We start from the raw sequence: 23,400 nt of genomic DNA, 5'->3' as shown, positions 1-23,400 counted from the left end.
GTGGTCCTGGACGTCAACTGGACGGTGAAGTGGCTGACCCTGTGCGCGCAGGCGATGGCTGAGCACCGCATTGAACTGATCGAGCTTGACCGGGCCATCGGTGACTCCGACCACGGCGAAAACATGGACCGCGGATTCCAGGCCGTCCTGGCCAAGCTCGATGAGGCCACCCCGGAAACGCCTGGAGCCGCGCTGAAAATGACGGCGATGACGCTCATGTCCAAGGTTGGCGGCGCCGCCGGGCCGCTCTACGGCACCGCCTTCCTGCGTGCGGCCACCGCTGTGGGGGACGCGGCCGAGGTGGAACCCGCCGCCTGGGCGCTCGCCTTGGCGGCTGCACGGGATGGCATTGTGGCGCGGGGGAAGGCGGAACCCGGAGACAAGACCATGGTGGATGCCTGGACCCCGGCCGTTGACGCGGCTCGTGAAGCCGCCGACGGCGGAAGCCCGGACCTCCTCAGCGTCCTGGTGGCCGCGGCGGAGGCAGCGGAGGCCGGGGCGGTGGCCACCGATCCGCTGATTGCCCGCAAAGGCCGAGCCAGCTACCTGGGCGAGCGCAGTGCCGGCCACCGGGACCCCGGCGCGGTCTCCACGGCGCTGATCCTGCGCGCCGCCGTCGGGGCGGCTGCGTGAGCGTAAGCATCGTCGTGGTCTCCCACAGCGAAAAGATTGCCGACGGCGCCGTGGAACTCGCCGCCCAAATGGCGCCCGACGTCGTCATCCTGCCCGCCGGGGGCACCGACGACGGGCGGATCGGCACCAGCCTGGACAAGGTCCTTGCCGCCCTTGAACAGGCACTGGAACGGGCTGGCGGGGGCGGTGCCGTAGTCATTACGGACCTCGGATCGGCGGTCATGACCGCCGAGTCGGCGCTTGAGTTCATGGGGGATCCGCCGGATGCCGTGCTGACGGACGCCCCGCTGGTGGAGGGGCTCGTGGCCGCCGCGGTAGCCGCCCAGGGCGGGGCGGACGTCCAGGCAGTCAAACGCGCCGCGGAGGCGGTTCGTGGTCCTGCCGGCCGCCCGGAGCCCTCCCTGCCTGAGGTGGTCCCGGAAGGGCCTGCCACCGGAGCTGCGCCCAAGTGCAGCGGAGACTTCGAGCTGGTGAACCAGGCTGGCATGCACGCCCGGCCGGCTGCCAAGATCGCTGGCGGCCTGGCTTCACTTGACGCCGAGGTGACAGTCAACGGCGTCGACGGTGCCTCCATGACGGCACTGATGATGCTCGCCGCGGGCAAGGGATCGGTGCTGCACGTCGAGGCGTGGGGTGCGGACGCGGAACGTGCCGTGGACTACGTGGGCGGCCTGGTGCAGGCGGGGTTCGGCGAACCCTGATCGGCCTCCCCGCTCGGGCGGCTGTGTCCCGATTCGGGGCCGGCGGTGTGTTCCGGGCACCTCCGCGGCCATCTGCGAATAAGCTCGATGCCATGGAACGGCCCCACCCCGAAGACAACCCCCAGGAGATAGAAGTACTGGACGGGCAGACGTCCGTGGAGGAGTTGCTGGCCGACCTTGGTTTCGAATGGCACCCGGATTCTGCCCCCGGCGACGCCGGTACCGGTACACCGGCCGGTGACCTGTTCAACCAGCCGGCACTTTTCTAGCATCAGGCGCTTTCCCGCAGCCCCGTGCCGTCCAGGGTGACCGACGCCGTGAGGAACTTGCCGCACTGCTCGCCGAACGGGTAGACGGCACGCGGCTGGAATTGCAGGGTGCGGACCGGCAACGCTGATCCGTCAGGGCCGGCGCCGGATGCCGTGACGGTCATGGCGGATTCCGTCAGCGCGTCAAGCATCAGCGTTCCAACCCGGGTGCCGTCGGGTGAGGCGGTAGCGGAACAGGCGCCCTCGGGATTGCAGCCCTGGTCCACCGAAGCGGTCCCGGGACGCAACTCCAGGTCCCCTTCCTTGCAGTTACCGTCCTGGCAGGCCTGCAGATGCAGGGTTCCTACCTGGGGCGCATAGGCGGCGGTGATGGTCACCGAAACCGCGGTGGCCTGCGCGATTGCCGGGCAGGCGCTGGCGCCGGGCCCGCAGCCGGAGACGAGCGCCGTCGTCGCGATCCATGCCAAAAGCAGCCCCTGCCTGCGCATGCTCCCAGCGTACGGCCGCCGAAGGCGGGGCTGTTGGGGAAGCGGGAAAGTGACGCCGGCATTGTTATCTGCCCCGGGCACGCGGGGCGTCAGCCCAGCGGGAAGATGCTGATGAACCACAACAGCGCGACGGCGAAGACCGCGAAAAACGCAGCCAGGCAGCCCATGGCCGTGCGCGGCTCGGAGGACACCTGGAGCGACTCGTTGGGGTTGGCGGGGTTGTAAGCGACCTCAATGAGCGACCCCGGCAGCGGCTGCTCCACCCCGGAGATCTCGGATTTGCCCATGAAAAGGGTGCCGTGCGGGTCAGTGAACTGGTAGGTGGGGTAGTAGCGCAGGTTTCGGTTTGAGCCGCCCACGCCGCTGGTCCAACCGGTGGTGCTGCCGGTGACGGTTGCCTGGGCCTTGGGCCAGTCCGACATCAGCTGCGACTGGCGCTTCGTACTGCGCGCGGCCCGGACCAGTGAATAGATCGTGCCCGCAACGAACAGCGCCCACACAATGTACAGAATGATCTTCATGGCTTCCCCCGGTTCCGGTCACCAAGAAGTATGCCATCCGTGCCCGCACCCGCCGGAGGGTCAGGCTGGAAGCCGGTAGCCGCCGTCGTGCATCTCCGCCAGCCCGTCCGCCAGCAGCCCCGCCAGTGCCCGTTCCAGCTGCTCGGGAGCGGTGTTGAGCCTGTGCAGGGCGGCAAGGGGCACCCCGATACCTTCCGCAGCGAAGCCGAGATCAGCTGGTTCGCGGTGGAACATGTCCAGCGGCACGGGCGTGTCCGCCAACCGGAGCACGGCCATCACGGCGCCGCGGACCTGGCGGTCGGTGCCATGCCAGGCCTGCCCCTTGGGGACGTACGACGGCGGCGGCCCACCCGCCGCGAGCCAGGCACAGGAGTCTTTCACCGGGCAGTCGCCGCACTTTGGGGAGCGGGCGGTGCATACCAGCGCCCCCAGTTCCATGACCGCAGCGTTCCAACGGACGGAGGCGGCGTCGTCGTCCGGCAGGAGGGAGGCGGCAAGGCGCATTTCCGCCGCGGTCAGCGCCGCTGCGGGAAGCGCGGTACCGGAAACAAGCCGGGCGTGCACCCTGCGGATGTTGGTGTCCACCACCGTTTCCCGGCGGCCGTAGGCGAAGGCCGCCACCGCCGCTGCGGTGTAACTGCCCACGCCGGGAAGGGCCAGCAGTTCGGCATAGGTGTCCGGGACTTTTCCGCCGTGGTCCTTCACGATCGCGGCGGCCGCGGCATGCAGCCGCAGGGCCCGCCGGGGGTAACCGAGGCGGCCCCACGAACGCACCGCCTCGCCGGCAGGTTCACCCGCGAGGCCCGCGGGGGTGGGCCAGCGCGTGAGCCACTCGTGCCAGACCGGCAGGACCCGGACAACGGGGGTCTGCTGCAGCATGATTTCGCTGACGAGCACGCCCCAGGCTGAGCAGGAGGGCTCGCGCCAGGGCAGGTCGCGGGCAGTTTCCGCGAACCAGGTGTTGATCCGGGCGTGGAGCGCCTGCAGATCATCCTGGGTCACGGATGCATCCGCGGGCGCGGTCTGGAGGGAGGTTTGAGTGTCGATCCCAACACTGTAGTGGATGCCTTCCGACCCGCGGAAAACCGGATGTGACCCACGCGTTGGCCGCCCGGCGGCGTGGTGGCGGGGAAGAACCGGAGGTGTTCCCTAGCCTAGGAGGATGGGCAGGCAGGGCGATTCATCAACACGCAAGGCATCCGGTTCCAGCAGCGTCCGGAAGCCGAGCGCCGCCGTGTACCGTCGGCGCCGGCTAGTTGTCGGCGGGGCACTCCTGCTGGTGATCGCACTGGTGGTCGGCGGTTTCGCCATAGCAGGGGCCTTCAAAGCCGGTTCGGAGCAGGCGTCATCAACCCAGACCGGTTCCACTGCACCCTCTGCTTCAGCCGCCCCGTCTGCGTCCACCCCTTCTGCGTCCGCTTCCGCGACCCCCTCCGCCACGCCGTCGCCCACCCCCTCGGCCACACCGGCCTGCAACCAGAACCTGGTGACCGTCGCGGCTTCCACGGACAAACCGGCCTACGGTGCCGGGGAGAACCCCGTGCTGACCCTGAAGGTGACCAACGGCGGTACCGTCCCCTGCGAAGTCAACATCGGGACCTCGCAGATGGAGTTCCTGGTGACCAGCGGCTCGGACCGGATCTTCTCGTCGAAGGACTGCCAGGCGTCCAGTGAGGACCTGGTGAAGGTGATCGCCCCCGGGGCCAGCGAGACGGCCAACTTCCCGTGGTCACGGACCCGGAGCGCGGAGGGCTGCAAGGCAGTTGCCGCGGCACCGGGCGGCGGTGGGGCGTACTACATCTTCACGGCGAAACTCGGTTCGCGGGCAAGCCCGAAGGCAGTCTTCCAGCTGAACTGAGTGCCCAATCCCCATCGATTGCTGAGTAAATGCCCTTTTCAGGGTTCAAAACGGCAGTTATGGAGCAACCGATGAGGGTTGACCGAGGCGTTTAGAGGAAGCGGTCCAGGAGGCTGGCCTCGGCCATCCGGCTCAGCCCCTCGCGGACGGTGCGGGCACGCTGGTCGCCGATGCCATCCACCGTCATGAGGTCGTCGATGGTGGCCGCCATGAGGAACTGCAGGCCGCCGAAGTGGTCCACCAGGCGGTCCGCCACCGCCTTCGGAACCGCCTTCAGGCCGGACAGCAGCCGGTAACCGCGGGGCTGGACCACGGCGTCCAGGTTCGCTTCACCGCCGGCGAAGCCCACGATCCCGGAGATCTTGCCCAGGTCGATCAGCTCGGTGGGCCCCAGGTTCACCAGTTCGCTGACCGCTTTGTCGATGTCCTCCGCCGAGGTGTTGGGGCTGGCGTAGTCGCGGATAATGACGTCGCTGCCCGGCCCCCTGCCTACGGTGAGTTCATCGAGCTGGAGCGAGAGGAGCCGGCCGTCCTCGCCCAGTTCGAGCACGTACTGGGAAATCTCTTCGGAAATGCGGCGGACCATCTCCTGGCGCTGCAGCGTGACGGCCACGTCCCTGACTGTCACCATGGCTTCGATTTCCAGGGCGGAAAGGGAACTGGTGACCTGGTCCAGGCGTGCCCGGTAGCGTTCAAGGGTGGCCAGGGCCTGGTTGGCGCGGGCCAGGACGTTTTCCGAACCCTCCAGCACGTGCCGCAGCCCGTTCACGTAGAGGGCGATGATCTGCATCGACTGGCTCACCGAGATCACCGGCACGCCGGTCTGCTTGGCCACGCGCTCGGCGGTGCGGTGGCGGGTTCCGGACTCCTGGGTTTCAATGCTCGAATCGGGAACCAGCTGCACGGCGGCGCGGAGGATGTTACCGGCGTCCTTGTCGCAGATGATGGCGCCGTCCATCTTGGCCAGCTCGCGCAGGCGCGTGGGCGAGAACTCGATGCCGATGTCGAAGCCGCCCGAGCAGATCGAATCGATGGTGCGGTCTGAGCCCAGGACGATCAGGGCGCCGGTGCGGCCGCGGAGGATCCGCTCCAGCCCGTCGCGAAGGGGTGTTCCGGGTGCCACCCGGCCCAGAGTGGCCCTCAGCGATTCTTCGGGGCTCCGCGCCATAGGTGTATCCCTTCAAAGGTGCGGACCGCCGCCCGCAGAAAATGCCGGCCCGCACAGGTGGCCGGCAGGATCAAAAAGTGCTCTGATTCCCGCAAGCTCAATGATAGGGGCAAGAATCCCAACTTCCGCACGGGCAAGCCCCAAAGTGCCCCATTAGGGGGTGCCCGTAACGCCCTTCGGAATGCGTTCGACGGCGGGTGGCGTGGCGGGTATTTTGACTTCCGTTTGGGCGGTGTCCGGCCATGTTGCCGGCCCGGGCGCGCCGAGCGGCGTGACGGTCTTAGTGCCGCTGTCCCACAGCCGCGCACCGGTGCATCGTCCTTCAAAGCGCAGGTCCAGCAGGTCCATGGCCGCGCCCAGCTGCTCCGCGGGGATGCGGCGCGCGATTGTGACGTGCGGCGTCCACGCGCCGGGGAGCGTGAGCGGCAGCGCGCCGGAGACCTCCTGGTGGAGGCGGCGGTGCAGCTCGAGCAGGGAAGTGGCCAGGACCACCGACCGGGCCAGGACGTACTTGCCCGTACCTGCCGGAAAGAGGACCGCCCCGGAGAACTCGATGTCTATGGGCAATGCCTGCCAGGGATCGTCGCAGGAGCTTAACTGGAGTCCGGGGCCGGCCGCCAGAGTGATGTGCGGGCTGTTGCTCGGCGAGGAATGACCGGCCAGGCTGGGCAGCCCGGCGTCCGCGAGCCTGGACCAGTCGGCCCTGATGATGGAATCGGTGGATTCGTCAAAGACCAGCTCGATGCTGCGCATGGAACCATCATGCCGTCACCGCGGAGCCGGCAGCGGAACCTCAGCGCCTGCGCTCGCGCAGCATCCGCTCCAGGTCCTTGCTGACCTTCGACAGGGACGCGGCCCGCAGGGCCTTGTGCTCTGCGGCAGTCTGGACGCCGCGCTTCCTGGCCGGTGCCGGTGGAAGGCCGGAACCGGGCTCCTCCGGCCGCGTGGGGGAGGCCAGGTTGGTGGCCAGCGGGTCAAAGAAGAGATTGCCGGAGAAGGTGAGACCTTGCATCATGCGCCCAAGTTAGCTGCCCGGCATTTCGCGGCCTTGAACGTCCGGTTTCGCGGGCGTTAAGCGCACCCCGAGCCGGTTTGCTGCCCTGCGATAAACTTGTACTTTGGCTGATTGCCATAGTCCCGGCCCTCGAGCCGCAGCGCCCCGGCAGCCACAACCGCAGCGAAAGTAGCACCGTGTCCCAAGATGTCCTGACCCCCGCCCGGATCAATTCGATTCACAAAGAAGCGGGCCGCCGCAGGACCTTTGCCGTCATCTCGCACCCCGACGCCGGCAAGTCCACGCTCACCGAAGCGCTCGCCCTGCACGCGAAAGTGATCGGCACCGCCGGCGCGTCCAGCGGCAAGGCCAACCGCAAGGAAACGGTCTCGGACTGGATGCAGATGGAAAAGGACCGCGGCATCTCCATCAGCTCGGCCGCCCTCCAGTTCTCCTACCGCGACACCGTCATCAACCTCCTGGACACCCCCGGCCACGCCGACTTCTCCGAGGACACCTACCGGGTGCTTGCCGCCGTCGACTGCGCCGTGATGCTCGTGGACGCCGCCAAGGGCCTGGAAACCCAGACCATGAAGCTCTTCGAGGTCTGCAAGCAGCGGAACCTGCCGATCATCACGGTCATCAACAAGTGGGACCGCCCCGGGCTGGACGCCTTGGCGCTGATGGATGAAATCACCGAACGCACCGGCCTGCAGCCCATGCCGCTGACCTGGGCCGTGGGGATCTCGGGCGACTTCCGCGGCGTCTGGGACCTGCGCAACGACCGCTTCGCCCGGTTCCAGCGCAACAACGCCGGCGCGCAGATTGCCATCACCGAATACTTCACCCCGGAGGAAGCCGCGCAGGACCAAGGCAGCAACTGGTCCGACGCCGTGGATGAGGCCGGGCTGGTCATCGAATCCAACCTCGAGTTCGACGTCGACGCCTTCCACGCCGGCAAGGCCACCCCCATCCTGTTCAGTTCCGCTGCCCTGAACTTCGGCGTGAAGGAACTGCTGGACGCGCTGGTGGACTTCGCGCCGCCGGCGGCACCCCGGCCGGACATCGACGGCAACCCCCGCCCCGTTGAGGCCCCGTTCTCCGGCTTCGTCTTCAAGGTCCAGGCCGGCATGAACAAGGCGCACCGCGACCATGTGGCGTTCATCCGCGTGTGTTCCGGCGTCTTCGAACGCGGCATGGTGGTCACGCAGACCCGCACGGGTAAGTCTTTCGCCACCAAGTACGCCCAGCAGGTGTTCGGCCGCGAACGGGAAGTCATCGACGAGGCGTACCCGGGCGACGTCGTCGGACTGGTCAATGCCTCCTCGCTGCGGGTGGGGGACAGCCTGTTCCTGGAGGAGTCCGTGGAGTACCCGGCCATCCCGCTGTTCGCCCCCGAGCACTTCCAGGTGGCCCGCTCCAAGGACCCCAGCAAGTTCAAGCAGTTCCGCCGCGGCATCGAGCAGCTCGAACACGAGGGCGTCATCCAGCTGCTCCGCTCCGACCTCCGCGGAGACCAGGCGCCGGTGCTTGCCGCCGTCGGCCCCATGCAGTTCGAGGTGGTGGAGGACCGCATGGCGCACGACTTCAGCGCCCCCATGCGGCTGGAGCGCCTGCCGTATTCGCTCGCGCGGATTTCGACGGCGGATGCCATGCCCGCGCTGGCCAACGTCCCCGGCGCTGAGGTGCTTCTGCGGTCCGACGGCGAATACCTCGCACTGTTCAACGACGTGTGGGCCCTGCGGCGGATCGAGAAGAACCACCCGGACCTCACCCTGGTGCCCATCGGCACGCACAACCCTGCGAAGTAAGGCATCATGACTGCATCCCAGCCCCGCGTTCTCGTTACCGGCGCCGGCACCATCAACCCGCTCGGCTCCACCGTCAAGGAGACCTGGGAAGCCCTGCTCGCAGGGGAGTCAGGCATCGCGGAGCTCGCCGAGGAATGGGCTGCCCAGTTGCCTGTGAAGATCGCGGGGCAGGTCAGGGCGGACCTGTCGCAGCACCTCAGCACCCGCGAGATGAAGCGGATGGACCGCTGCGGCCAGTTCGCGCTGATTGCCGCACGGGAGGCGTGGACGCAGGCAGGAAGCCCGGAGGTCGACCCCGAACGCTTTGCCGTGGTCATCGGCTCCGCCTATGGCGGTCTCGGTTCCACTATCGAGCAGGACCGCACCCTCGCCGCATCCGGTCCGCGCAAGGTTTCCCCGCACACCCTCACCCGCCTGATGGTCAACGGCCCCGCTGCCTGGGTGTCCATCGACCTCGGTGCCCGCGGCGGCGCCCGGACGCCGGTCAGCGCCTGCGCCTCCGGGGCCGAGGCGATTGTCCAGGCAGCCGAAATGATCCGCTCGGGCGCTGCCGACGTCGTAATTGCCGGTGGCGTGGACGCCTCCGTGAACGACCTGGTGATCAGCGGCTTCTCCCAGATTCGCGCCCTGTCCACGCATGCCGGCGATCCGCAGCGGGCCTCGCGCCCGTTCGACGGCGGCCGTGATGGCTTTGTGCTGGCCGAGGGCGCCGGCGTGGTGGTGCTGGAGAGCGAGGAACACGCCCGTGCCCGCGGCGCCGCAGTGCTGGGGGCCGTGGCCGGGGGAGCGGTAACCTCCGACGCGAACGACATCGTGGCTGCCGACCCCGCCATGCAGCGGCGCGTCATGCAGAAGGCACTGGAATCCGCCGGCATGCAGCCGGTGGACATCGGCTTTGTCCACGCCCACGCCACCTCCACACCCGTGGGCGACCGGCTCGAAGGCCAGGCCATCAGCGCCGTCTTCGGCCCTTCCGTGCCGGTGACGTCCACGAAGGGCCACACCGGACACCTGCTGGGCGGCGCAGGTGCGCTGGCCGCCGTCGTGGTCCTTGAAACCCTGCGCACGGGCCAGTTGCCCGGGACGCTGAACGTGGAGGCGCTGGACCCGGAAGTGGACCTCAACGTCATCACCGAAGCCGCCCACCGGCTGCCGCCGGGTTACTCCCCAGCCGGACTGGTGAACGCCTTCGGCTTTGGCGGCCACAGTGTGGCCCTGGTGATCACAGGCTCCTAAACCGCGGGAAACGCCGGAACGGTGCGGGATCGCCGGATCTCATCGGCGTCCCGGCGCCGTTACGGCGATTTCGGTGCTGCCTCTACCTGCCGGTGGCATCCTTGACCAGTGCATCGAGGATGGGAAGCTGGCCCTTGACCAGTTTGAGCCGGGCTTCCAGCAGCGGGAACCAGCGGGCATCATCGATCTCCGGGAAGTCCTGGATCCGGCCGGACCCCCTGGGCCACTCGAGGGGAAATGTGTTGCTGTTGATGCTGGCCGGCTGGAAATCAGCCTCCGCGGCAAAGACGGTGATGAGTTTTCCCGATGGTTGCCGGAAGTCGCCAAGCTGCCGGTATTCGACGTCGGGGGCCGCAGTGCCCATCTCCTCGGCAAATTCACGCAGCGCGGCGGCCAACGGGTCCTCGCCAGCGGCATACTCACCCTTGGGAAGGGACCACGCGTGCGCGTCCTTGCGCGCCCAGAACGGTCCGCCCATGTGCGCGATCCAGACCTGCAGGCCGTCCTCTGCCCCTGCCGGGCCGGCAGGGACCCGCCGGTACAGCAGCACCCCTGCGCTTCGAACGGGCATCGGTCCTCCTTACGGTCACTGTTGAACTTCAATCGCCGTCTGCCGTTTACGTGGAGTTCACGGGACTGCTTTAGGTTATTCCTTCAGGCACTCTGCCTGGCATCCTGCCCGGCACTCTGCTCGAAGGGAATGGGACCCGTCATGGCCAATATTGCTGATGTTTTGGGACGGCTTACGCCGGAGGAACGTGATGAGCTGCGCGGTCTTGGCCCCCAGGGCCACCTGCCGCGCCACCTGGTTGACGCCCTCGACCGGGCCGCAGGCGGTTCGGGTTCGGGCCGCGGCTACTACGTGCCAAACGGCAACGTCAACGCCACCGGCGGACCGCTGCTGGTGCTGCGCAGCGACGTCGCCGGCTGGCTGATGGGCGGCGCCGGTTCCTGACGCCGGCCCAGGCCTCGCCAGCCGAAGCCCCGGTCCTAGCCGATCAGGAGGCTGAGCGCCTCCGTCAGGTGTTCCACCTCCCGGACTGAGAATCCGGCAGGCACCGGTCCGGGGCCGTTGTGGCTCGCCGGCACCACGGCGTGCGTGAACCCAAGCCGGTGGGCCTCCTGGATGCGCTGGTTGATGCCGGGCACGGGCCGGACTTCACCGGCGAGGCCTACTTCGCCGAAGGCGATCAACCGGACGGGCAGGGGCTTGCGGGCCTTGGCCGACGCTACTGCAAGTGCTACGGCGAGGTCGGTGGCCGGTTCGCTGAGTTTTACCCCGCCCACCGTGGCCACGTAGGAATCGTCCTTGTGGAGCAGTGTTCCGGCGCGCTGCTGCAGGACAGCCAGCAGCATGGACACCCGTGAGCTGTCCAGGCCGCTGGTGGCGCGGCGCGGCTGCGAGTTGGGGCTTTCGGCGAGCAGCGACTGCACCTCAGCCAGCAGGGGGCGGCGCCCTTCCATGGTCACGGTGATGCAGGTTCCCGAGACCGGGTCCTTGGTGCGGCTGACGAACAGTCCGCTGGGATCGGCGAGGCCTTCGATGCCGTTCTCATTCAGGTCGAAGCAGCCGACGTCGTCCGTGGGCCCGTACCGGTTCTTCACCGCACGGAGCAGCCGCAGGCGCGAGTGCCGCTCGCCCTCGAACTGGCACACCACATCCACCAGGTGCTCCAGCAGCCGCGGACCCGCGATGGATCCGTCCTTGGTCACGTGGCCCACCAGCAGCGTGGTCATGTTGCGCCGCTTGGCGGCGGCGATGATGGAGGCCGCCACTTCGCGGACCTGCGAGACGCCGCCGGCGCTGCCGTCCACATCGGCGCTGCTGAGGGTCTGGACGGAGTCCACGATCAGCAGCCGCGGTTCAATTTTTTCCACCTGCCCAAGGGCCTGGCCAAGATCCGTCTCGGCCGACAAGTAGAGGGATTCGGCGACGGCGTCGATCCGTTCGGCGCGCAGCTTCACCTGGGCGGCCGACTCCTCCCCGGTGACATAGAGGACGTCCTGCGCTGTCCGGGCGAATTTGGCGGCGACGTCCAGCAGCAGCGTGGACTTGCCCACGCCTGGCTCTCCGGCCAGCAGGATGACGGCGCCCGGGACCAGGCCGCCGCCCAGTACCCGGTCCAGTTCGTCAACCCCGGTAGGGAGGAATGCGGCGGTGGTGGCGTCCACGTCGGCGATCTTCCGGGCCGGCTCCATGACCGTGGTGGCCGCCGTGGTGCGCGCCACCGCGGTGCCTGTTTCCTCAACGGTGCCCCAGGCCTGGCACTCGCCGCAACGGCCCACCCACTTGACGGTGGTCCAGCCGCATTCGGCGCATTTGTACGCGGGCGCCTTGGACGCCCGGGAAGTCTTTGTTGCCATGCGTTCAACCCTAGTGGCGGCCACTGACATTAGAGCGCGGGCAGCACGTCCCTGGCTTCGTCCGCGTCCATGCCCGTGGCCTCCAGCAGGTCCACCATCAGCGGCCGGAACAGCATGACCACCGTTTCACCCTCCAGCCGCTGCACCTCCAGCAGCTTGGGATGCAGGCGCAGGGCGATCTCGCTCAGGTCCCGGCGAGCGGTGCGCAGGTGGGCGCGCCGGACGCCGTCGTGCGATTCCGCAAGGCCCAGCGACAGCTCATCGATCGCGGCAGCGGTCTCCTGCAGCACCTCCGCGATGCTGTCCGTCGCCTCATCCGAGAGGGCGGCGTGGTTGATCGCGCTGGTAAGCCGCCGGGCGAAGACGCGGCTGTTGCGCAACGCGAGGTCGATGAAGTCCAGGGACTGCTTCAGCCGGTCCAGTTCATCACGGTGCCGGCGGTAGGCGGGGGCCAGCGTGGCCACCTCCCCGGACGCACGGAGGGACTGCCGCATGGCATCGACCAGGGGCTGGCAGTTCCTGCCGCGGATCAGCGCGTGCCAGGCCTGGGTGGAATCGCTGTTAACCAGCGCGCCCGCGCATTCGCGCAGCACCTCGGCCAGTTCATGCAGCAGTTTCTGGACGTCCCGCCGCGGTTCCCGCCGCGGGTCCTTCGGCATGAGGATCGTCACCAGCAGCGCGAACAGCCCGCCCACCACGGCATCGATGCTGCGGGTGAAAGGCCCGCCGGACGGCGCCGGCAGCAGCACCACCAGCAAGGACTGCAGCGCCAGCTGGGTGGTGAAGATATTTCCGCTGTCCAGGAACCGGGCCAGCAGGATGGAGGTGAGAAGCACGACGGCGGCCACCCAGATATCGCCGCCCAGCCAGTGCAGGAGCAGATCACCGACGACGATGCCGAGGGTGCAGCCCAGCCCCACTTCCATGACCCGCCGCAGCCGGGGCTCCCGCGAAAAACCGAGGGAGATCAGCGACGACGTGGCAGCGAACAGGGGACCGGAGTGGCCAAGGACGTACTCCGCGAACGCGTAGGCCCCTACCGCGCAGACCGTCATCTGGATGGCAGGGATGAAGGAGTTGCGGCTGCGGATCAGTCCGGTGCGTACGCGGCTGCGCAGGAATCGCCTGGTTGCTGAGAATCCTGCTTCGATGGCCATGGGTCCAAGTCTATTCAGTGGTGGACCACGGCCCGGCGCCTCCACTACGGCGGCAGATGTGATCCGCGCAATGGTAACCCGGCATTTGTCAACGAATATCCCGCCGTCGTTAATCCTCCGTTCACTTTGGACAGGCCATCCCGTTACCTGCGGCCCATAACTTGCTTGAAGGTACACAACGTACGCATCGCGCTGCAGGGTTCTCCGTCCCTGTCCCGCACCTGAATAACCCTGGAAGGGGCATATCTAGTGAAGGCACTCCGCATCGGCCGCCACGCGGCTATCGCTGTTATCGCAGCCGGCGCACTCGCGCTTAGCGCCTGCGGTTCAGACAACGCCACCGGCACCAAGCCTGCCGGCGACTCAGCCTCGGCCGGCACCAAGGTCACCGGCACGCTCACCGGCATCGGCTCCTCTGCGCAGGCCGCGGCAATGGACGCCTGGAAGACCAACTTCGCTTCCGCCCACCCCGGCGCCAGCGTTCAGTACTCCCCGGACGGCTCCGGCGCAGGCCGCAAGGCCATCCTTGATGGCTCGGCCCAGTTCGCCGGCTCCGACGCGTACCTGAAGGACGAGGAGGTGGCATCGTCCAAGACGCAGTGCGGCCCCGAGGGCGCCATTAACGTCCCGGTCTACATTTCCCCAATCGCAGTGGCTTTCAACGTCCCCGGCGTCACGGACCTGAAGCTGGACGCCGCCACGGTTGCCAAGATCTTCCGCGGCGAGATCGCGAAGTGGAACGACCCCGCTATCGCTGCCCTCAACGAAGGTGCCACCCTGCCTGACCTGAAGGTCACTCCCGTGAACCGTTCCGATGACTCGGGCACCACGCAGAACTTCACGGACTACCTGGCCGCCGCGGCACCTGAAGTCTGGACCGACAAGGCCGCCGGTGTCTGGCCCGCAAGCCTCCAGGGCGAAAACGCCAAGGGCACCTCCGGTGTAGTCAAGACCGTCACCGACACTCCCGGTGCCGTGACCTACGCAGACGACTCCGCCGTAAGCGGCAAGCTCGGCGTGGCCCAGATCAAGGTGGGCGACTCCTTCACTAAGATCTCCGCCGAGGCAGCTGCCAAGGCAGTGGACGCGGGCAAGCCGGTGGAAGGCCGCTCCGCCAACGACCTCTCCATCAAGCTGGACCGCAAGACCACCATTGCCGGTGCCTACCCGATCGTCCTGGTGTCCTTCCACGTCCTGTGCACTACCTACGACAAGCAGGAGACCGTTGACCTGGTCAAGGCCTTCGAGCACTACGTAGTTTCCGAGGAGGGCCAGAAGGCTGCTGCCGACTCCGCCAAGTCCGCCCCGCTGAGCTCCGACCTCGCGGCCAAGGCTGCCAAGGCCATCGACTCGATCAAGGTCAAGTCCTAGCCGCACCGCGAAACCAGGTTCCCCGCCTGCCGGAAGGCAGTGCGGGGATCTTGGCTTTGCATCCCGCATCCCTCACACCAGTAATCGACCGAAGGGCCGTCGAATGACCGCCACCCCCCTGACCAGCACCCAGGGCGCCGGGCGCGCCGGGGACAAAGTCTTTTCCGGCGCCGCGCTGGCCGCAGGCTGCCTGATCCTCGCCGTTCTTTTCGGCGTCGCACTCTTCCTGGTGGTCCAGGCCATTCCCGCGCTGACCGCTCCGGCGGACAAGATCCAGGGCGGGCAGGGCTTCTTCGCCTACATCTGGCCCATCGTGATCGGCACGCTCATCGCCGCCGTCATTGCGCTGGTGATCGCCACGCCCATCGCCATCGGGGTGGCGCTCTTCATCTCGCACTTCGCCCCCCGCAGCCTCGCTTCCGGACTCGGTTATGTCGTCGACCTGCTCGCCGCCATCCCCTCCGTGGTCTATGGCGCCTGGGGTGCGGCCTTCCTGGCCAAGGAGATTGCGCCGGCGTATGGCTGGCTTGCGGACAACATGGGCTGGCTGCCGATCTTCGAGGGCCCCGCGTCCACCACCGGCAAGACCATCCTGACTGCGGGCATCGTCCTGGCGGTCATGGTCCTGCCCATCATCACCTCGCTGTCCCGCGAAATCTTCCTTCAGACCCCCAAGCTGCATGAAGAGGCCGCGCTGGCACTGGGTGCCACCCGCTGGGAAATGATCAAGATGGCCGTGCTGCCCTTCGCCCGCCCGGGCATCATCAGCGCCGTCATGCTGGGCCTGGGCCGCGCGCTGGGCGAGACCATGGCCGTTGCGCTGGTGCTGTCCTCCGGCGCCCTGACCGCCAGCCTGATCCAGTCAGGTAACCAGACCATCGCTGCCGAGATTGCCCTGAACTTCCCCGAAGCCAGTGGGATCAAGGTCAGCACGCTGATCGCCGCCGGCCTGGTCCTGTTCATCATCACCCTGGCAGTGAACATGATCGCCCGCTGGGTCATCACCCGGCACAAAGAATTCTCGGGAGCCAACTAAATGACCTCCACGCTCACCCCGGTCCGCAGCAAGCGGTCGGCGCTGACCAAGGGCCAGCTGCCCAAGTACGCACCCTATGCCGTGCTCGGTGCAGCCCTGATCGTCGGCGCGGCCATCCTCGCCCTGATCGGCTTCAACGCCTTCGGCTGGGGCCTGGTTTCCGCGATCCTGTTCGCCATCGGCCTGGTCTCCTGGAGCGCGGCCGTTGAGGGCTCCCGCAAAGCCAAGGACAAGCTGGCCACCTGCCTGGTGGTGGGCTCGTTCCTGGTGGCACTGCTGCCCCTGGTGTCGGTGATCTGGACGGTGCTGGTCAACGGCGTGCCGGGTCTCATCAACCCCGGGTTCCTCACCAACTCGATGAACGGCGTCACTGGCGCCTACGACAACAAGGCCGTGGAGAACGGCACGCCGGTCCTGGGCGGTATCTACCACGCCCTCCTGGGCACCGTGGAGATCACCCTGCTGGCCACCGTCATCTCCGTCCCCGTGGGGCTGCTCACCGCCATCTACCTGGTGGAATACGGCCGGGACGGCCGGCTGGCCAAGGCCATCACGTTCTTCGTGGACGTCATGACCGGCATCCCCTCCATCGTTGCCGGCCTCTTCGCCGCCGCCTTCTTCTTCGTGGTGATGGGGCCGGGCACCAAGACCGGTGCCGTTGCCGCCGTCGCCCTTTCGGTGCTGATGATCCCCGTGGTGGTGCGCTCCAGCGAGGAAATGCTCAGGATCGTCCCGAACGAACTGCGCGAGGCCGCCTACGCGCTGGGCGTGCGCAAGTGGCGCACCATCCTCAAGGTGGTCATTCCGACGGCGATCTCCGGCATCGCATCCGGCGTCACCCTGGCAATCGCCCGGGTCATCGGCGAAACGGCGCCCATCCTGGTCACCGCCGGCTTTGCCACCAGCATCAACTCCAACGTTTTCGGGGGGTGGATGGCATCGCTGCCCACGTTCATTTACACCCAGATCCTCAACCCCACCTCGCCCTCCAACCCGGACCCGTCCTCGCAGCGGGCCTGGGGAGCGGCGCTGGTGCTGATCATCCTGGTCATGCTCCTGAACCTGGTGGCACGCCTGATCGCCAGGATCTTCGCCCCCAAAACCGGCCGCTGACAGCTTCCCGCTCCGGCCCTAAACTCAATTTCTACCCAGTAAGTGAAGGAACACCATGTCTAAGCGCATCGACGTCAAGGACCTGAACGTGTACTACGGCGATTTCCTCGCCGTCGAGGACGTCAGCATCAACATCGAAGCCAAGTCCGTTACCGCGTTCATTGGCCCTTCCGGCTGCGGTAAGTCCACCTTCCTGCGCACCCTGAACCGGATGCACGAGGTCATCCCCGGCGCGCGCGTGGAGGGTGAGGTCCTGCTCGACGGCGACAACCTCTACGGCCCGGGCGTGGACCCCGTTGCCGTCCGCTCGCAGATCGGCATGGTCTTCCAGCGCCCCAACCCGTTCCCCACCATGTCCATCCGTGACAACGTGCTGGCAGGGGTCAAGCTGAACAACAAAAAGATCTCCAAAGGCGAGGCCGACGTACTCGTGGAACGCTCGCTGAAGGGCGCCAACCTCTGGAATGAGGTCAAGGACCGGCTGGAAAAGCCCGGTTCGGGCCTCTCCGGTGGGCAGCAGCAGCGGCTCTGCATCGCCCGTGCCATTGCCGTGGAACCGCAGGTCATCCTGATGGACGAGCCCTGCTCCGCCCTGGACCCCATTTCCACGCTGGCCATTGAGGACCTCATCAACGAGCTCAAGGACCAGTACACCGTGGTGATCGTGACGCACAACATGCAGCAGGCCGCCCGGGTTTCGGACAGGACGGCGTTCTTCAACATCGCCGGCACGGGCAAGCCCGGCAAGCTCATCGAGTACGGGGACACCCACACCATCTTCAGCAACCCGGTCCAGAAGGCCACCGAGGACTACGTGTCGGGACGTTTCGGGTAGGACGAAATTCCTGCTGGCCTTAATCCATCGTATTTAGTACGCTGAACTAGATACTTTGGTAACTAGTAGTAAGCCAGCTTAGGAGCTTCCAATGACGCAGACAGCCAGCAGCCCCAGAAGCCGCCAGCTTACGGTTCACGGGCAGGCGCCCGCCATCAGGTTTCCGCACCCCGACCTTCCGGTGCAGGAATTCTGCGCCACCGGTCCCGCATCTGCGCTCCAGGACATCGTGGCCGCGCCCGTGATTGAGCAGGAGCCGGTGGCTCCCGGCGACGTCCTGTCCGCTGTGTGGCGGACCAGCTCCTACGTGGAAACAGTCCAGTGGGAGTTGGACTCCGCCCAGGAGTCCCTGCTGCAGGCGGTCCGCAGGGCGGCCATGAGCGGCGTGGCCCATGATGAACTGTGCGCCGCAGCCAACCTCACGCCCGAGGAACTGTCGGACGCGCTTGAAGCGCAGGCAGGTCCGGCCGCCATCGCGATCTAGGCAGCACGACGCTACGCAGGGACTGTTCCCGCGCACCGAAGTGCAGCCTCGTGGCGCGGGGCGGTACGCAGGCGTCGCAGACCTGCCGCTAGTCAGGAACTTCGAGCTGGAACCCGCATTGGCAGCGCAGTACCCGGGTGGGCAGGCATACGGCGTTGAACCCGCCTCCGGCGTTGGCGATGCGGTAGCAAAGCCGTTCGACTTCGAAGCCGGCTTCTTCCATGGGGAAGCCGCAGTGGACATAATCGTCGCCGAAGAGGATGACCTTGGCCATCCAGCGGACCTGGTGGAGCGCTGCGGCCACGTCCGATGCATAGGCCAGGTGTTCCTGGAACAGGTTGCAGTCATTGCAGGTATAGGACACCGTCACCAGGTCGCCGCCCGCCGTTCCGATGGCCGTGACGGCGTGGATGGTCAACTGGTGCTCGGTTCCGCAGGTCTCGCACTGCAGCTGCCGCGGCTGCGGGAGTGGACGCCGGGAATTCGAGGGAGACATACCGCCTGCTCTTTTCCGCGTTGTGCAGCGGGGCCGCCGTGAGTCTGCAGCGGCGCTGTCCGCGGCCCTGCACCCGGCGGCCGGGAGCAGGGGTCCTATCCGGCGGCGGGGGAGAGGGCCAGTGCCAGCACGAAGGCCAGGGCGCATGTGGCCACCGGCGTCAGGGCCCACAGCCAGAGGATCCGTATCACCAGCAGCCGGTTGGTAACGGAGAAATGCTGGTTTTCACCGGCTCCCAGGGCTCCGGCCGTGACGGTGTGCGTCGTGGAGATGGGCCAGTGCAGTGCAATGGCGCCGACGAAGAGCATCAGGGCGCTGAAGGTCTGCGCCACGGAACCGCGCAGCGGATCGATCCTGGTGATCCTGTAGCCGATGGTGTGCGAGATCCGCCAGCCGCCGAACAATGTCCCGGCCGTCATCATCACTGCCGAGAGCAAAGCGACCCAGGCGGGGATCCCGCCGTCGTCATAGCCCGCCGCCAGAAGTGCCAGCAGGAGCACGGCGCTGACCCGCTGCCCGTCCTGCAGGCCGTGGCCGAAGGCCACCGCGGCGGCGGCGATAGCCTGCGCCCTCCGGAAGCGCTGGTTCACCACATTGGCTTGGGTGTAGCGCGCCCCCCAGGTGGCGGGAAAGACCAGGAGGAAGGAGCCGCTGTAGGCCACCAGCGGAGACAGCACCAGCGGCAGCACCACCTGGAACAGCAGCGACTGGTCCACGCCCGCCACGCCGGGACCGCCCACGGCCAGGCTGGCCAGCCCTGCTCCCGCGAGCCCGCCCACCAGCGCATGGGTGGAGGACGCCGGGATGCCGCGCCACCACATCAGGAGTCCCCAGCCGCAGGCGCTGGCCAGCCCTGCGACGAGGATGGTGAGGCCGCCTGCCCCGGCGGGAAGATGGATCCAGGTCTGGCTGACGGCGACGGCGAGCAGCGCGCTGAGCAGGGCACCCACGAAGTTAAAGAATGCGGCCAGCAGCACGCCCACGCTGGGGGTGAGGGCCCTGTTGCGGACCGCCAGGGCCACCGAGTTGGAGGCGTCCCGGAAGCCGTTCAGGAAGGCAAACGCCGCAGCCAGCAGGACCACTGCGCCGAAAATGACTGCCGCCATTTCAGGATTCCTTGACGATGATGCTGCCCACTTGGGTTGCCACCCGGCGCATGTCCTTGGTGACCTCTACTAGTTGGTTGGCGATATCCCGGTTCCGGGAATACTGCGGCCACTTCATGTCGGCGATCATGTCGGCCACCCATACCCGGTGCGTCCGTTCGGCCCGCTTGGCCAGGCGCAGGATCTCGATCCAGTAGTCCTCAAGGTCGTCCAGGTCGTTCAGCCGGCGCATCGCATCAACTGTCAGTTCGGCCTGCCGGCTGATGATCTCCAGTTGGTCCGCTGCACGCCGTGGCAAGCGGTCCAGCCGGTACAGGGCCACCAGTTCGGCGGCGGCATCCATCTTCTCCATGGCTTCGTTCAGGTACCGGGACAGGGCGTACATGTCCTCGCGGGGAAGCGGGTTGACGAAGCTGGTGCGCATATGGGTCAGGAGCGCAAAATGCAGTTCGGCGGACTTGGCCTCATGGTTGTGCATGTCCTCGACGAGCGTGTTGTGCTCGTCCGCGGGGACGCCGAGGATCTCTGCCAGGGTGGCGCTGGCCAGCACGATCTGTTGTGCCATCTGTGAGAGGAGGTTCAGCCCTGCGGGCTCCTGGGGAAAAAGGCGCAGCTTCACGTGTTTACCGGTCTCCGGGGACATAACAGGGCGGGGATTGCCGCCGTGTGACTTGACCCGGCCGTGCAACTGTCGCTTACTCTACCGGCCCGCCGATGCGCCGTTGAAACCACCCGGCCGGAAGCGGGCACAAAAATGGTGCCGAACCGGATACGCCTCTCGGCGGTAGGCCGCTCTAGGCGGCTAATTGTTGAAGCCCGGGGGTTTCGCGGCTCGGCACCGGTTTCAGTCTTCTACTTCGATTCGCGCAAGTCAATCTTGACAGCGGGCGCGTGAACGGTAAGTGAACAGGCGACTTTTGTCCTGGCCTGCGGTCAGTCCAGTTCGCCGAGGCGCCACGCGTTTGCCGCGTGTTCGAGGTCCTCGGCGGTCTTCACCAGCTGGTGGGAATTGCGGGTCAGCTTGCTGGCATGCGCCTCGTTGGCATGCTCGGCGCCGTCGGCGAGGGTTGCCTGGCCGAGCGCCACGACGCGGCAAAACGCGGCGGAGCGTTCCAGCGCGACGTCGAACTCGCCGTCGAACGCGCCGGACAGGATGGCGTCCGCCATGCTGCGCATCTCGTCAGCGCCCGGTGGTTCCGCCGCGCCGGCCACCACGTTGGACACCTGCGCCGTGTCCCTGCCCGCGCGGAAGTAGACAGAGATGCGTTCCGGGTCCTGGACGGTTGCGGCCCGCAGCGCGTAAAGCCGCCAGAGCGCGCCGGGGAGGGAGCGCGCGGGGCTCTCGGCCCACATCTCGGCAATGGCGTCCAGCCCCTGCTCGTCGGCGAGCTTTACCAGCCGCTCGGTGACAAGGGGGTCGTCGCTGTCGCGGCCGTGGCGCACAAGCGCCTGGGCGGCAAGGTGGGCAGCCTCCGAGATGCGGGCGGGATCTGCGCCGCCGGCAAACGGTTCGAAGTCCATCGGCGCGAAGGGCTTGGGCTTGTGGTGCCGGTTGCTGCCGCCGTAATGGCTGGTTCCTGCTTGCTCGCTCATGCCCCCACGCTACTCCTGTGCCGTGGCGTTATCGAGCATCCGTACAGCCTGCAATCCAAGCGCGGGAAGGGTCTTTGGGCCTTGGGGAAACCACGACGGCGGGGTCCCGGCCTTGTGCAAAGACGGCGGAACGATGGGTTAGAGTATTAACGTCCAGAAATGGATTGGGCCGGGACGGGCGGACACAGTGTGTTTGGCCACCGGCAGGGGCCTTTAGCTCAGTTGGTAGAGCATCGGACTTTTAATCCGTGGGTCGTGGGTTCGAGCCCCACAGGGCCCACCCATCATGAACCGGCGGCGCAGCATCAGCGCCGGCACTCTCGTCCACGCAGGGTATTCCTGCCCCGGGGCGTTGGGTGCCTACACCGAGACGATCGTCCCGTTGCGCGGCAGCCCGTCCGGGAAGGCCAGGGGAACGGCTGCGGCCCGTGCCGGGTCCACGGAATCCATGGCCTGCACGTGGAGGTGCGGCTCCGTGCTGTTGCCGGAATTTCCGCAGGCGCCCACCATGTCCCCGGGTCCAACGTGCTGGCCCGGCCGGACGCATACACTTCCGCGCTTCAAGTGGCACAGGGCGATGAACACGCCGCCGCTTTCCAGCACCACGTAATTGCCCGCAAGGCCGGCCCAGCCCCGCCGGAGGCGGCTGGCCTGCGTGGCTGCGTAGCCGATCGACGGCAGCCCCCTGAAGCTGCCGTGGTCCGGCTCCGCGTCATGGCAGGCGCGGATGATCCCAGCTGCCGGCGCCGTGACCGGCCGCCCAAACCCCACGAAGTTCTCCGGTTGCTCGGACCGCAGGAATGAGGCCGGCGTGAATGCAGCGGAGCGTCCGTTCCTGTCCACGGGGGTGAAGTCGATGGCATAGCTGGTGGCAAGAAGCCGGGTTCCATGGCTGGGCACCCTGTCCGCGGGCGAATTCTGCACCAGCCACGTTCCCGTGAACGGGTACTCCAGGTTAACTGTCCCGCCGGCCGGGGCGCGGTACGCGGTCATTCCGGCACTCCTTCCCTGATGGGCCGCCTTCATCCTTGCGAACAGGCCACTGCCGCGCAAGGCAGAAGAGCGTTGCGGCAAGTTAAAGAATTTTCCATGTATCTGCATCCAAATCCGCGTCCCTGCCGGTAGTAGGGGTGTAAGCAAAGACGCCCGCACGGCGGGCCACCCAAGGAGATGGACATGCGCAACAAGATCTTCACCGCAGGCGCCGGGGCGGCAGCCATTGCCGCCGCAATCGCACTCGCCGGTCCCGCCCAGGCAGCAGACGGAGACGCCCAGCTTTCCGTGCTGCACGGGGTCCCCGGGCTGACCGTGGACGTGTGGGTCAATGGTGACCGCACACTGGATGACTTCGCGCCGGGAACCCTGGCCGGGCCGCTGGCGCTTCCGGCAGGTGCCTACGAACTGGCCATCACGGCCTCGGATGCCGCGGACGCCTCCTCGCCCGTTATCGGCCCCGTCACCGTGAACCTTGCGGCCAACGGGAACTACACCGCCGCAGCCCACCTGGACGCCGCAGGCAAGCCGGCGGCCAACCTCTTTACTAACGACGCAGCCCAAATCCCCGCCGGCAAGGGCAAACTGACTGTCCGCCACGCCGCCGCGGCACCCGCGGTCGATGTCCTGGCAGGAGGTACCGCCGTCGTCACCAACCTGGCCAACCCGAACGAACAAACCCTGACCCTCGATCCCGGGACTGTCCCGGCCGCGGTCGCCGCCGCCGGAACAACCACCCCCGTGCTCGGCCCGGCGGATGTGACCGTCGCCGAAGGCACGCACACGATCGTCTACGCGTGGGGCAGCCTGGCTGACCAGAACCTGAAGCTCGCGGTACAGACCATCGAAGGCCTCCACTCGTCGCCTGCGTCCGTGCCGGGCGCACGTGACGGCTCGGCGGATGCAGGAGGAGCAGGATCTGCTGCTGCCGCCGGCATCGCAGCCTTGGCGCTCCTGGCGGGCGTGTGGGGCGTGGCCCGGGCAGTGGCAGCACGGCGCGCGGAGGCGTAGCGGGGGGTGTGCCGGGGATGATCCCGAGGCGCAGGGGCCGGTCAACCTCGGCCCGCCCCTGCGCCGGCCCCTGCGCCTGCCGCGTGCAGAAGTCCGGTTCCGTGCCTGCCCGCTTCGGGCATCTCCCGGGCCGGAAAGAGTAGCCCGCATCGCATGAAGTGC

The 23,400-nt window shown here is 67.4% G+C and carries 27 protein-coding genes and 1 tRNA gene; 14 read left to right on the top strand and 14 right to left on the bottom strand.

The window, feature by feature from the left end:
- From dhaL to AC2JAJ_RS06320, 3 genes are all read left to right on the top strand, one after another.
- On the top strand, positions 1–633 hold the full coding sequence (gene dhaL, locus AC2JAJ_RS06330; protein ID WP_221384796.1) for a dihydroxyacetone kinase subunit DhaL: 633 nt from the start codon (positions 1–3) through the stop codon (positions 631–633).
- Positions 630–1,334 (top strand): dihydroxyacetone kinase phosphoryl donor subunit DhaM, encoded by a 705-nt coding sequence (gene dhaM / locus AC2JAJ_RS06325; RefSeq protein WP_501053416.1) that lies wholly within the window; start codon positions 630–632, stop codon positions 1,332–1,334. The genes dhaL and dhaM overlap by 4 nt, the downstream gene beginning before the upstream one ends.
- A gap of 92 nt (positions 1,335–1,426) precedes the next feature.
- The gene (locus tag AC2JAJ_RS06320) at positions 1,427–1,603 is read left to right on the top strand and encodes a hypothetical protein (protein WP_473694650.1); all 177 of its coding nucleotides are present in this window, start codon (positions 1,427–1,429) and stop codon (positions 1,601–1,603) included.
- Between the two features lie 2 nt (positions 1,604–1,605).
- Here the strand turns inward: AC2JAJ_RS06320 and AC2JAJ_RS06315 are convergent, their stop codons facing one another.
- The 3 genes from AC2JAJ_RS06315 to AC2JAJ_RS06305 form a co-directional block, all read right to left on the bottom strand.
- On the bottom strand, positions 1,606–2,091 hold the full coding sequence (locus AC2JAJ_RS06315; RefSeq protein ID WP_486416472.1) for a hypothetical protein: 486 nt from the start codon (positions 2,089–2,091) through the stop codon (positions 1,606–1,608).
- Positions 2,092–2,180: 89 nt separating this feature from the next.
- A complete protein-coding gene (locus AC2JAJ_RS06310) occupies positions 2,181–2,612 on the bottom strand; it encodes a DUF3592 domain-containing protein (RefSeq protein ID WP_486416473.1) in 432 nt (143 codons plus the stop codon).
- Positions 2,613–2,672: 60 nt separating this feature from the next.
- Entirely contained in the window at positions 2,673–3,614 is a 942-nt protein-coding gene (locus tag AC2JAJ_RS06305; protein WP_501053415.1) for an iron-sulfur binding domain-containing protein, read from the bottom strand.
- A gap of 160 nt (positions 3,615–3,774) precedes the next feature.
- On the opposite strand from AC2JAJ_RS06305, the gene AC2JAJ_RS06300 reads away from it, so the two are divergent.
- The gene (locus tag AC2JAJ_RS06300; protein WP_486416474.1) at positions 3,775–4,470 is read left to right on the top strand and encodes a hypothetical protein; all 696 of its coding nucleotides are present in this window, start codon (positions 3,775–3,777) and stop codon (positions 4,468–4,470) included.
- Positions 4,471–4,561: 91 nt separating this feature from the next.
- On the opposite strand, the gene disA is transcribed toward AC2JAJ_RS06300, so the two are convergent.
- The 3 genes from disA to AC2JAJ_RS06285 all read right to left on the bottom strand — a co-directional run bounded on the left by disA (position 4,562) and on the right by AC2JAJ_RS06285 (position 6,653).
- Positions 4,562–5,638, bottom strand: a complete 1,077-nt coding sequence (gene disA / locus AC2JAJ_RS06295) for a DNA integrity scanning diadenylate cyclase DisA (RefSeq protein ID WP_221385160.1) — start codon at positions 5,636–5,638, stop codon at positions 4,562–4,564.
- 153 nt (positions 5,639–5,791) lie between these two features.
- Entirely contained in the window at positions 5,792–6,391 is a 600-nt protein-coding gene (locus tag AC2JAJ_RS06290) for a 2'-5' RNA ligase family protein (protein WP_486416475.1), read from the bottom strand.
- 40 nt (positions 6,392–6,431) lie between these two features.
- Complete coding sequence (locus tag AC2JAJ_RS06285; RefSeq protein WP_221385163.1) at positions 6,432–6,653, bottom strand: hypothetical protein; 222 nt, start codon at positions 6,651–6,653, stop codon at positions 6,432–6,434.
- A 176-nt stretch (positions 6,654–6,829) separates the two neighbouring features.
- Between AC2JAJ_RS06285 and AC2JAJ_RS06280 the strand changes: the two genes are divergently transcribed.
- Positions 6,830–8,443: a peptide chain release factor 3 gene (locus AC2JAJ_RS06280; RefSeq protein WP_486416476.1), complete on the top strand. Its 1,614-nt coding sequence runs from the start codon at positions 6,830–6,832 to the stop codon at positions 8,441–8,443.
- 6 nt (positions 8,444–8,449) lie between these two features.
- On the top strand, positions 8,450–9,679 hold the full coding sequence (locus AC2JAJ_RS06275; RefSeq protein WP_486416477.1) for a beta-ketoacyl-[acyl-carrier-protein] synthase family protein: 1,230 nt from the start codon (positions 8,450–8,452) through the stop codon (positions 9,677–9,679).
- A gap of 82 nt (positions 9,680–9,761) precedes the next feature.
- Here the strand turns inward: AC2JAJ_RS06275 and AC2JAJ_RS06270 are convergent, their stop codons facing one another.
- A complete protein-coding gene (locus AC2JAJ_RS06270) occupies positions 9,762–10,250 on the bottom strand; it encodes an NUDIX hydrolase (RefSeq protein WP_486416478.1) in 489 nt (162 codons plus the stop codon).
- Positions 10,251–10,391: 141 nt separating this feature from the next.
- Here AC2JAJ_RS06270 and AC2JAJ_RS06265 point away from each other — a divergent pair, with 141 nt between their 5' ends.
- Complete coding sequence (locus AC2JAJ_RS06265) at positions 10,392–10,634, top strand: hypothetical protein (protein WP_486416479.1); 243 nt, start codon at positions 10,392–10,394, stop codon at positions 10,632–10,634.
- A gap of 35 nt (positions 10,635–10,669) precedes the next feature.
- On the opposite strand, the gene radA is transcribed toward AC2JAJ_RS06265, so the two are convergent.
- Both radA and AC2JAJ_RS06255 read right to left on the bottom strand, forming a co-directional pair.
- Positions 10,670–12,043: a DNA repair protein RadA gene (gene radA / locus AC2JAJ_RS06260; protein WP_486416480.1), complete on the bottom strand. Its 1,374-nt coding sequence runs from the start codon at positions 12,041–12,043 to the stop codon at positions 10,670–10,672.
- A gap of 29 nt (positions 12,044–12,072) precedes the next feature.
- Positions 12,073–13,200, bottom strand: a complete 1,128-nt coding sequence (locus AC2JAJ_RS06255; protein WP_486416481.1) for an FUSC family protein — start codon at positions 13,198–13,200, stop codon at positions 12,073–12,075.
- 249 nt (positions 13,201–13,449) lie between these two features.
- Here AC2JAJ_RS06255 and pstS point away from each other — a divergent pair, with 249 nt between their 5' ends.
- The 5 genes from pstS to AC2JAJ_RS06230 all read left to right on the top strand — a co-directional run bounded on the left by pstS (position 13,450) and on the right by AC2JAJ_RS06230 (position 18,039).
- Positions 13,450–14,571, top strand: a complete 1,122-nt coding sequence (gene pstS / locus AC2JAJ_RS06250; RefSeq protein ID WP_486416482.1) for a phosphate ABC transporter substrate-binding protein PstS — start codon at positions 13,450–13,452, stop codon at positions 14,569–14,571.
- Between the two features lie 103 nt (positions 14,572–14,674).
- Complete coding sequence (gene pstC / locus AC2JAJ_RS06245; protein WP_473694676.1) at positions 14,675–15,607, top strand: phosphate ABC transporter permease subunit PstC; 933 nt, start codon at positions 14,675–14,677, stop codon at positions 15,605–15,607.
- Positions 15,608–16,720: a phosphate ABC transporter permease PstA gene (pstA, locus tag AC2JAJ_RS06240; RefSeq protein WP_486416483.1), complete on the top strand. Its 1,113-nt coding sequence runs from the start codon at positions 15,608–15,610 to the stop codon at positions 16,718–16,720. It begins immediately after the preceding gene.
- Between the two features lie 55 nt (positions 16,721–16,775).
- Positions 16,776–17,555 carry a phosphate ABC transporter ATP-binding protein PstB gene (pstB, locus tag AC2JAJ_RS06235; protein ID WP_221385182.1) on the top strand — a complete coding sequence of 260 codons (780 nt, stop codon included), beginning with the start codon at positions 16,776–16,778 and terminating at the stop codon, positions 17,553–17,555.
- A gap of 91 nt (positions 17,556–17,646) precedes the next feature.
- Complete coding sequence (locus AC2JAJ_RS06230; protein WP_486416484.1) at positions 17,647–18,039, top strand: hypothetical protein; 393 nt, start codon at positions 17,647–17,649, stop codon at positions 18,037–18,039.
- A gap of 88 nt (positions 18,040–18,127) precedes the next feature.
- Here the strand turns inward: AC2JAJ_RS06230 and AC2JAJ_RS06225 are convergent, their stop codons facing one another.
- From AC2JAJ_RS06225 to AC2JAJ_RS06210, 4 genes are all read right to left on the bottom strand, one after another.
- Positions 18,128–18,535: a hypothetical protein gene (locus AC2JAJ_RS06225; RefSeq protein ID WP_221385184.1), complete on the bottom strand. Its 408-nt coding sequence runs from the start codon at positions 18,533–18,535 to the stop codon at positions 18,128–18,130.
- Positions 18,536–18,630: 95 nt separating this feature from the next.
- Positions 18,631–19,641 (bottom strand): inorganic phosphate transporter, encoded by a 1,011-nt coding sequence (locus tag AC2JAJ_RS06220; RefSeq protein ID WP_486416485.1) that lies wholly within the window; start codon positions 19,639–19,641, stop codon positions 18,631–18,633.
- A gap of 1 nt (position 19,642) precedes the next feature.
- Positions 19,643–20,260 (bottom strand): DUF47 domain-containing protein, encoded by a 618-nt coding sequence (locus AC2JAJ_RS06215; RefSeq protein WP_221385186.1) that lies wholly within the window; start codon positions 20,258–20,260, stop codon positions 19,643–19,645.
- A 314-nt stretch (positions 20,261–20,574) separates the two neighbouring features.
- Complete coding sequence (locus AC2JAJ_RS06210) at positions 20,575–21,234, bottom strand: hypothetical protein (protein ID WP_221385187.1); 660 nt, start codon at positions 21,232–21,234, stop codon at positions 20,575–20,577.
- Between the two features lie 207 nt (positions 21,235–21,441).
- Here AC2JAJ_RS06210 and AC2JAJ_RS06205 point away from each other — a divergent pair.
- Positions 21,442–21,514: transfer RNA gene (locus tag AC2JAJ_RS06205), tRNA-Lys, on the top strand.
- 80 nt (positions 21,515–21,594) lie between these two features.
- On the opposite strand, the gene AC2JAJ_RS06200 is transcribed toward AC2JAJ_RS06205, so the two are convergent.
- Positions 21,595–22,227 carry a M23 family metallopeptidase gene (locus tag AC2JAJ_RS06200; protein ID WP_486416486.1) on the bottom strand — a complete coding sequence of 211 codons (633 nt, stop codon included), beginning with the start codon at positions 22,225–22,227 and terminating at the stop codon, positions 21,595–21,597.
- 183 nt (positions 22,228–22,410) lie between these two features.
- Between AC2JAJ_RS06200 and AC2JAJ_RS06195 the strand changes: the two genes are divergently transcribed.
- The gene (locus tag AC2JAJ_RS06195) at positions 22,411–23,238 is read left to right on the top strand and encodes a DUF4397 domain-containing protein (protein WP_221385188.1); all 828 of its coding nucleotides are present in this window, start codon (positions 22,411–22,413) and stop codon (positions 23,236–23,238) included.
- Positions 23,239–23,400 lie beyond the last annotated feature (162 nt).

Source organism: Arthrobacter sp. MOO21 (assembly GCF_057369995.2).
Note: the sequence above shows the minus strand (reverse complement) of the source record. Positions and strands in the feature narration are given on the sequence as shown.

What these genes read in the sequence shown, in the direction of transcription:
- AC2JAJ_RS06320 (WP_473694650.1), top strand. Translation starts at nt 1,427, where the DNA reads ATGGAACGGCCCCACCCCGAAGACAACCCCCAGGAGATAGAAGTACTG.
- AC2JAJ_RS06315 (WP_486416472.1), bottom strand. Translation starts at nt 2,091, where the DNA reads ATGCGCAGGCAGGGGCTGCTTTTGGCATGGATCGCGACGACGGCGCTC.
- AC2JAJ_RS06310 (WP_486416473.1), bottom strand. Translation starts at nt 2,612, where the DNA reads ATGAAGATCATTCTGTACATTGTGTGGGCGCTGTTCGTTGCGGGCACG.
- AC2JAJ_RS06300 (WP_486416474.1), top strand. Translation starts at nt 3,775, where the DNA reads ATGGGCAGGCAGGGCGATTCATCAACACGCAAGGCATCCGGTTCCAGC.
- disA (WP_221385160.1), bottom strand. Translation starts at nt 5,638, where the DNA reads ATGGCGCGGAGCCCCGAAGAATCGCTGAGGGCCACTCTGGGCCGGGTG.
- AC2JAJ_RS06290 (WP_486416475.1), bottom strand. Translation starts at nt 6,391, where the DNA reads ATGCGCAGCATCGAGCTGGTCTTTGACGAATCCACCGATTCCATCATC.
- AC2JAJ_RS06285 (WP_221385163.1), bottom strand. Translation starts at nt 6,653, where the DNA reads ATGATGCAAGGTCTCACCTTCTCCGGCAATCTCTTCTTTGACCCGCTG.
- AC2JAJ_RS06275 (WP_486416477.1), top strand. Translation starts at nt 8,450, where the DNA reads ATGACTGCATCCCAGCCCCGCGTTCTCGTTACCGGCGCCGGCACCATC.
- AC2JAJ_RS06270 (WP_486416478.1), bottom strand. Translation starts at nt 10,250, where the DNA reads ATGCCCGTTCGAAGCGCAGGGGTGCTGCTGTACCGGCGGGTCCCTGCC.
- AC2JAJ_RS06265 (WP_486416479.1), top strand. Translation starts at nt 10,392, where the DNA reads ATGGCCAATATTGCTGATGTTTTGGGACGGCTTACGCCGGAGGAACGT.
- radA (WP_486416480.1), bottom strand. Translation starts at nt 12,043, where the DNA reads ATGGCAACAAAGACTTCCCGGGCGTCCAAGGCGCCCGCGTACAAATGC.
- AC2JAJ_RS06255 (WP_486416481.1), bottom strand. Translation starts at nt 13,200, where the DNA reads ATGGCCATCGAAGCAGGATTCTCAGCAACCAGGCGATTCCTGCGCAGC.
- pstC (WP_473694676.1), top strand. Translation starts at nt 14,675, where the DNA reads ATGACCGCCACCCCCCTGACCAGCACCCAGGGCGCCGGGCGCGCCGGG.
- pstA (WP_486416483.1), top strand. Translation starts at nt 15,608, where the DNA reads ATGACCTCCACGCTCACCCCGGTCCGCAGCAAGCGGTCGGCGCTGACC.
- pstB (WP_221385182.1), top strand. Translation starts at nt 16,776, where the DNA reads ATGTCTAAGCGCATCGACGTCAAGGACCTGAACGTGTACTACGGCGAT.
- AC2JAJ_RS06230 (WP_486416484.1), top strand. Translation starts at nt 17,647, where the DNA reads ATGACGCAGACAGCCAGCAGCCCCAGAAGCCGCCAGCTTACGGTTCAC.
- AC2JAJ_RS06225 (WP_221385184.1), bottom strand. Translation starts at nt 18,535, where the DNA reads ATGTCTCCCTCGAATTCCCGGCGTCCACTCCCGCAGCCGCGGCAGCTG.
- AC2JAJ_RS06220 (WP_486416485.1), bottom strand. Translation starts at nt 19,641, where the DNA reads ATGGCGGCAGTCATTTTCGGCGCAGTGGTCCTGCTGGCTGCGGCGTTT.
- AC2JAJ_RS06210 (WP_221385187.1), bottom strand. Translation starts at nt 21,234, where the DNA reads ATGAGCGAGCAAGCAGGAACCAGCCATTACGGCGGCAGCAACCGGCAC.
- AC2JAJ_RS06200 (WP_486416486.1), bottom strand. Translation starts at nt 22,227, where the DNA reads ATGACCGCGTACCGCGCCCCGGCCGGCGGGACAGTTAACCTGGAGTAC.
- AC2JAJ_RS06195 (WP_221385188.1), top strand. Translation starts at nt 22,411, where the DNA reads ATGCGCAACAAGATCTTCACCGCAGGCGCCGGGGCGGCAGCCATTGCC.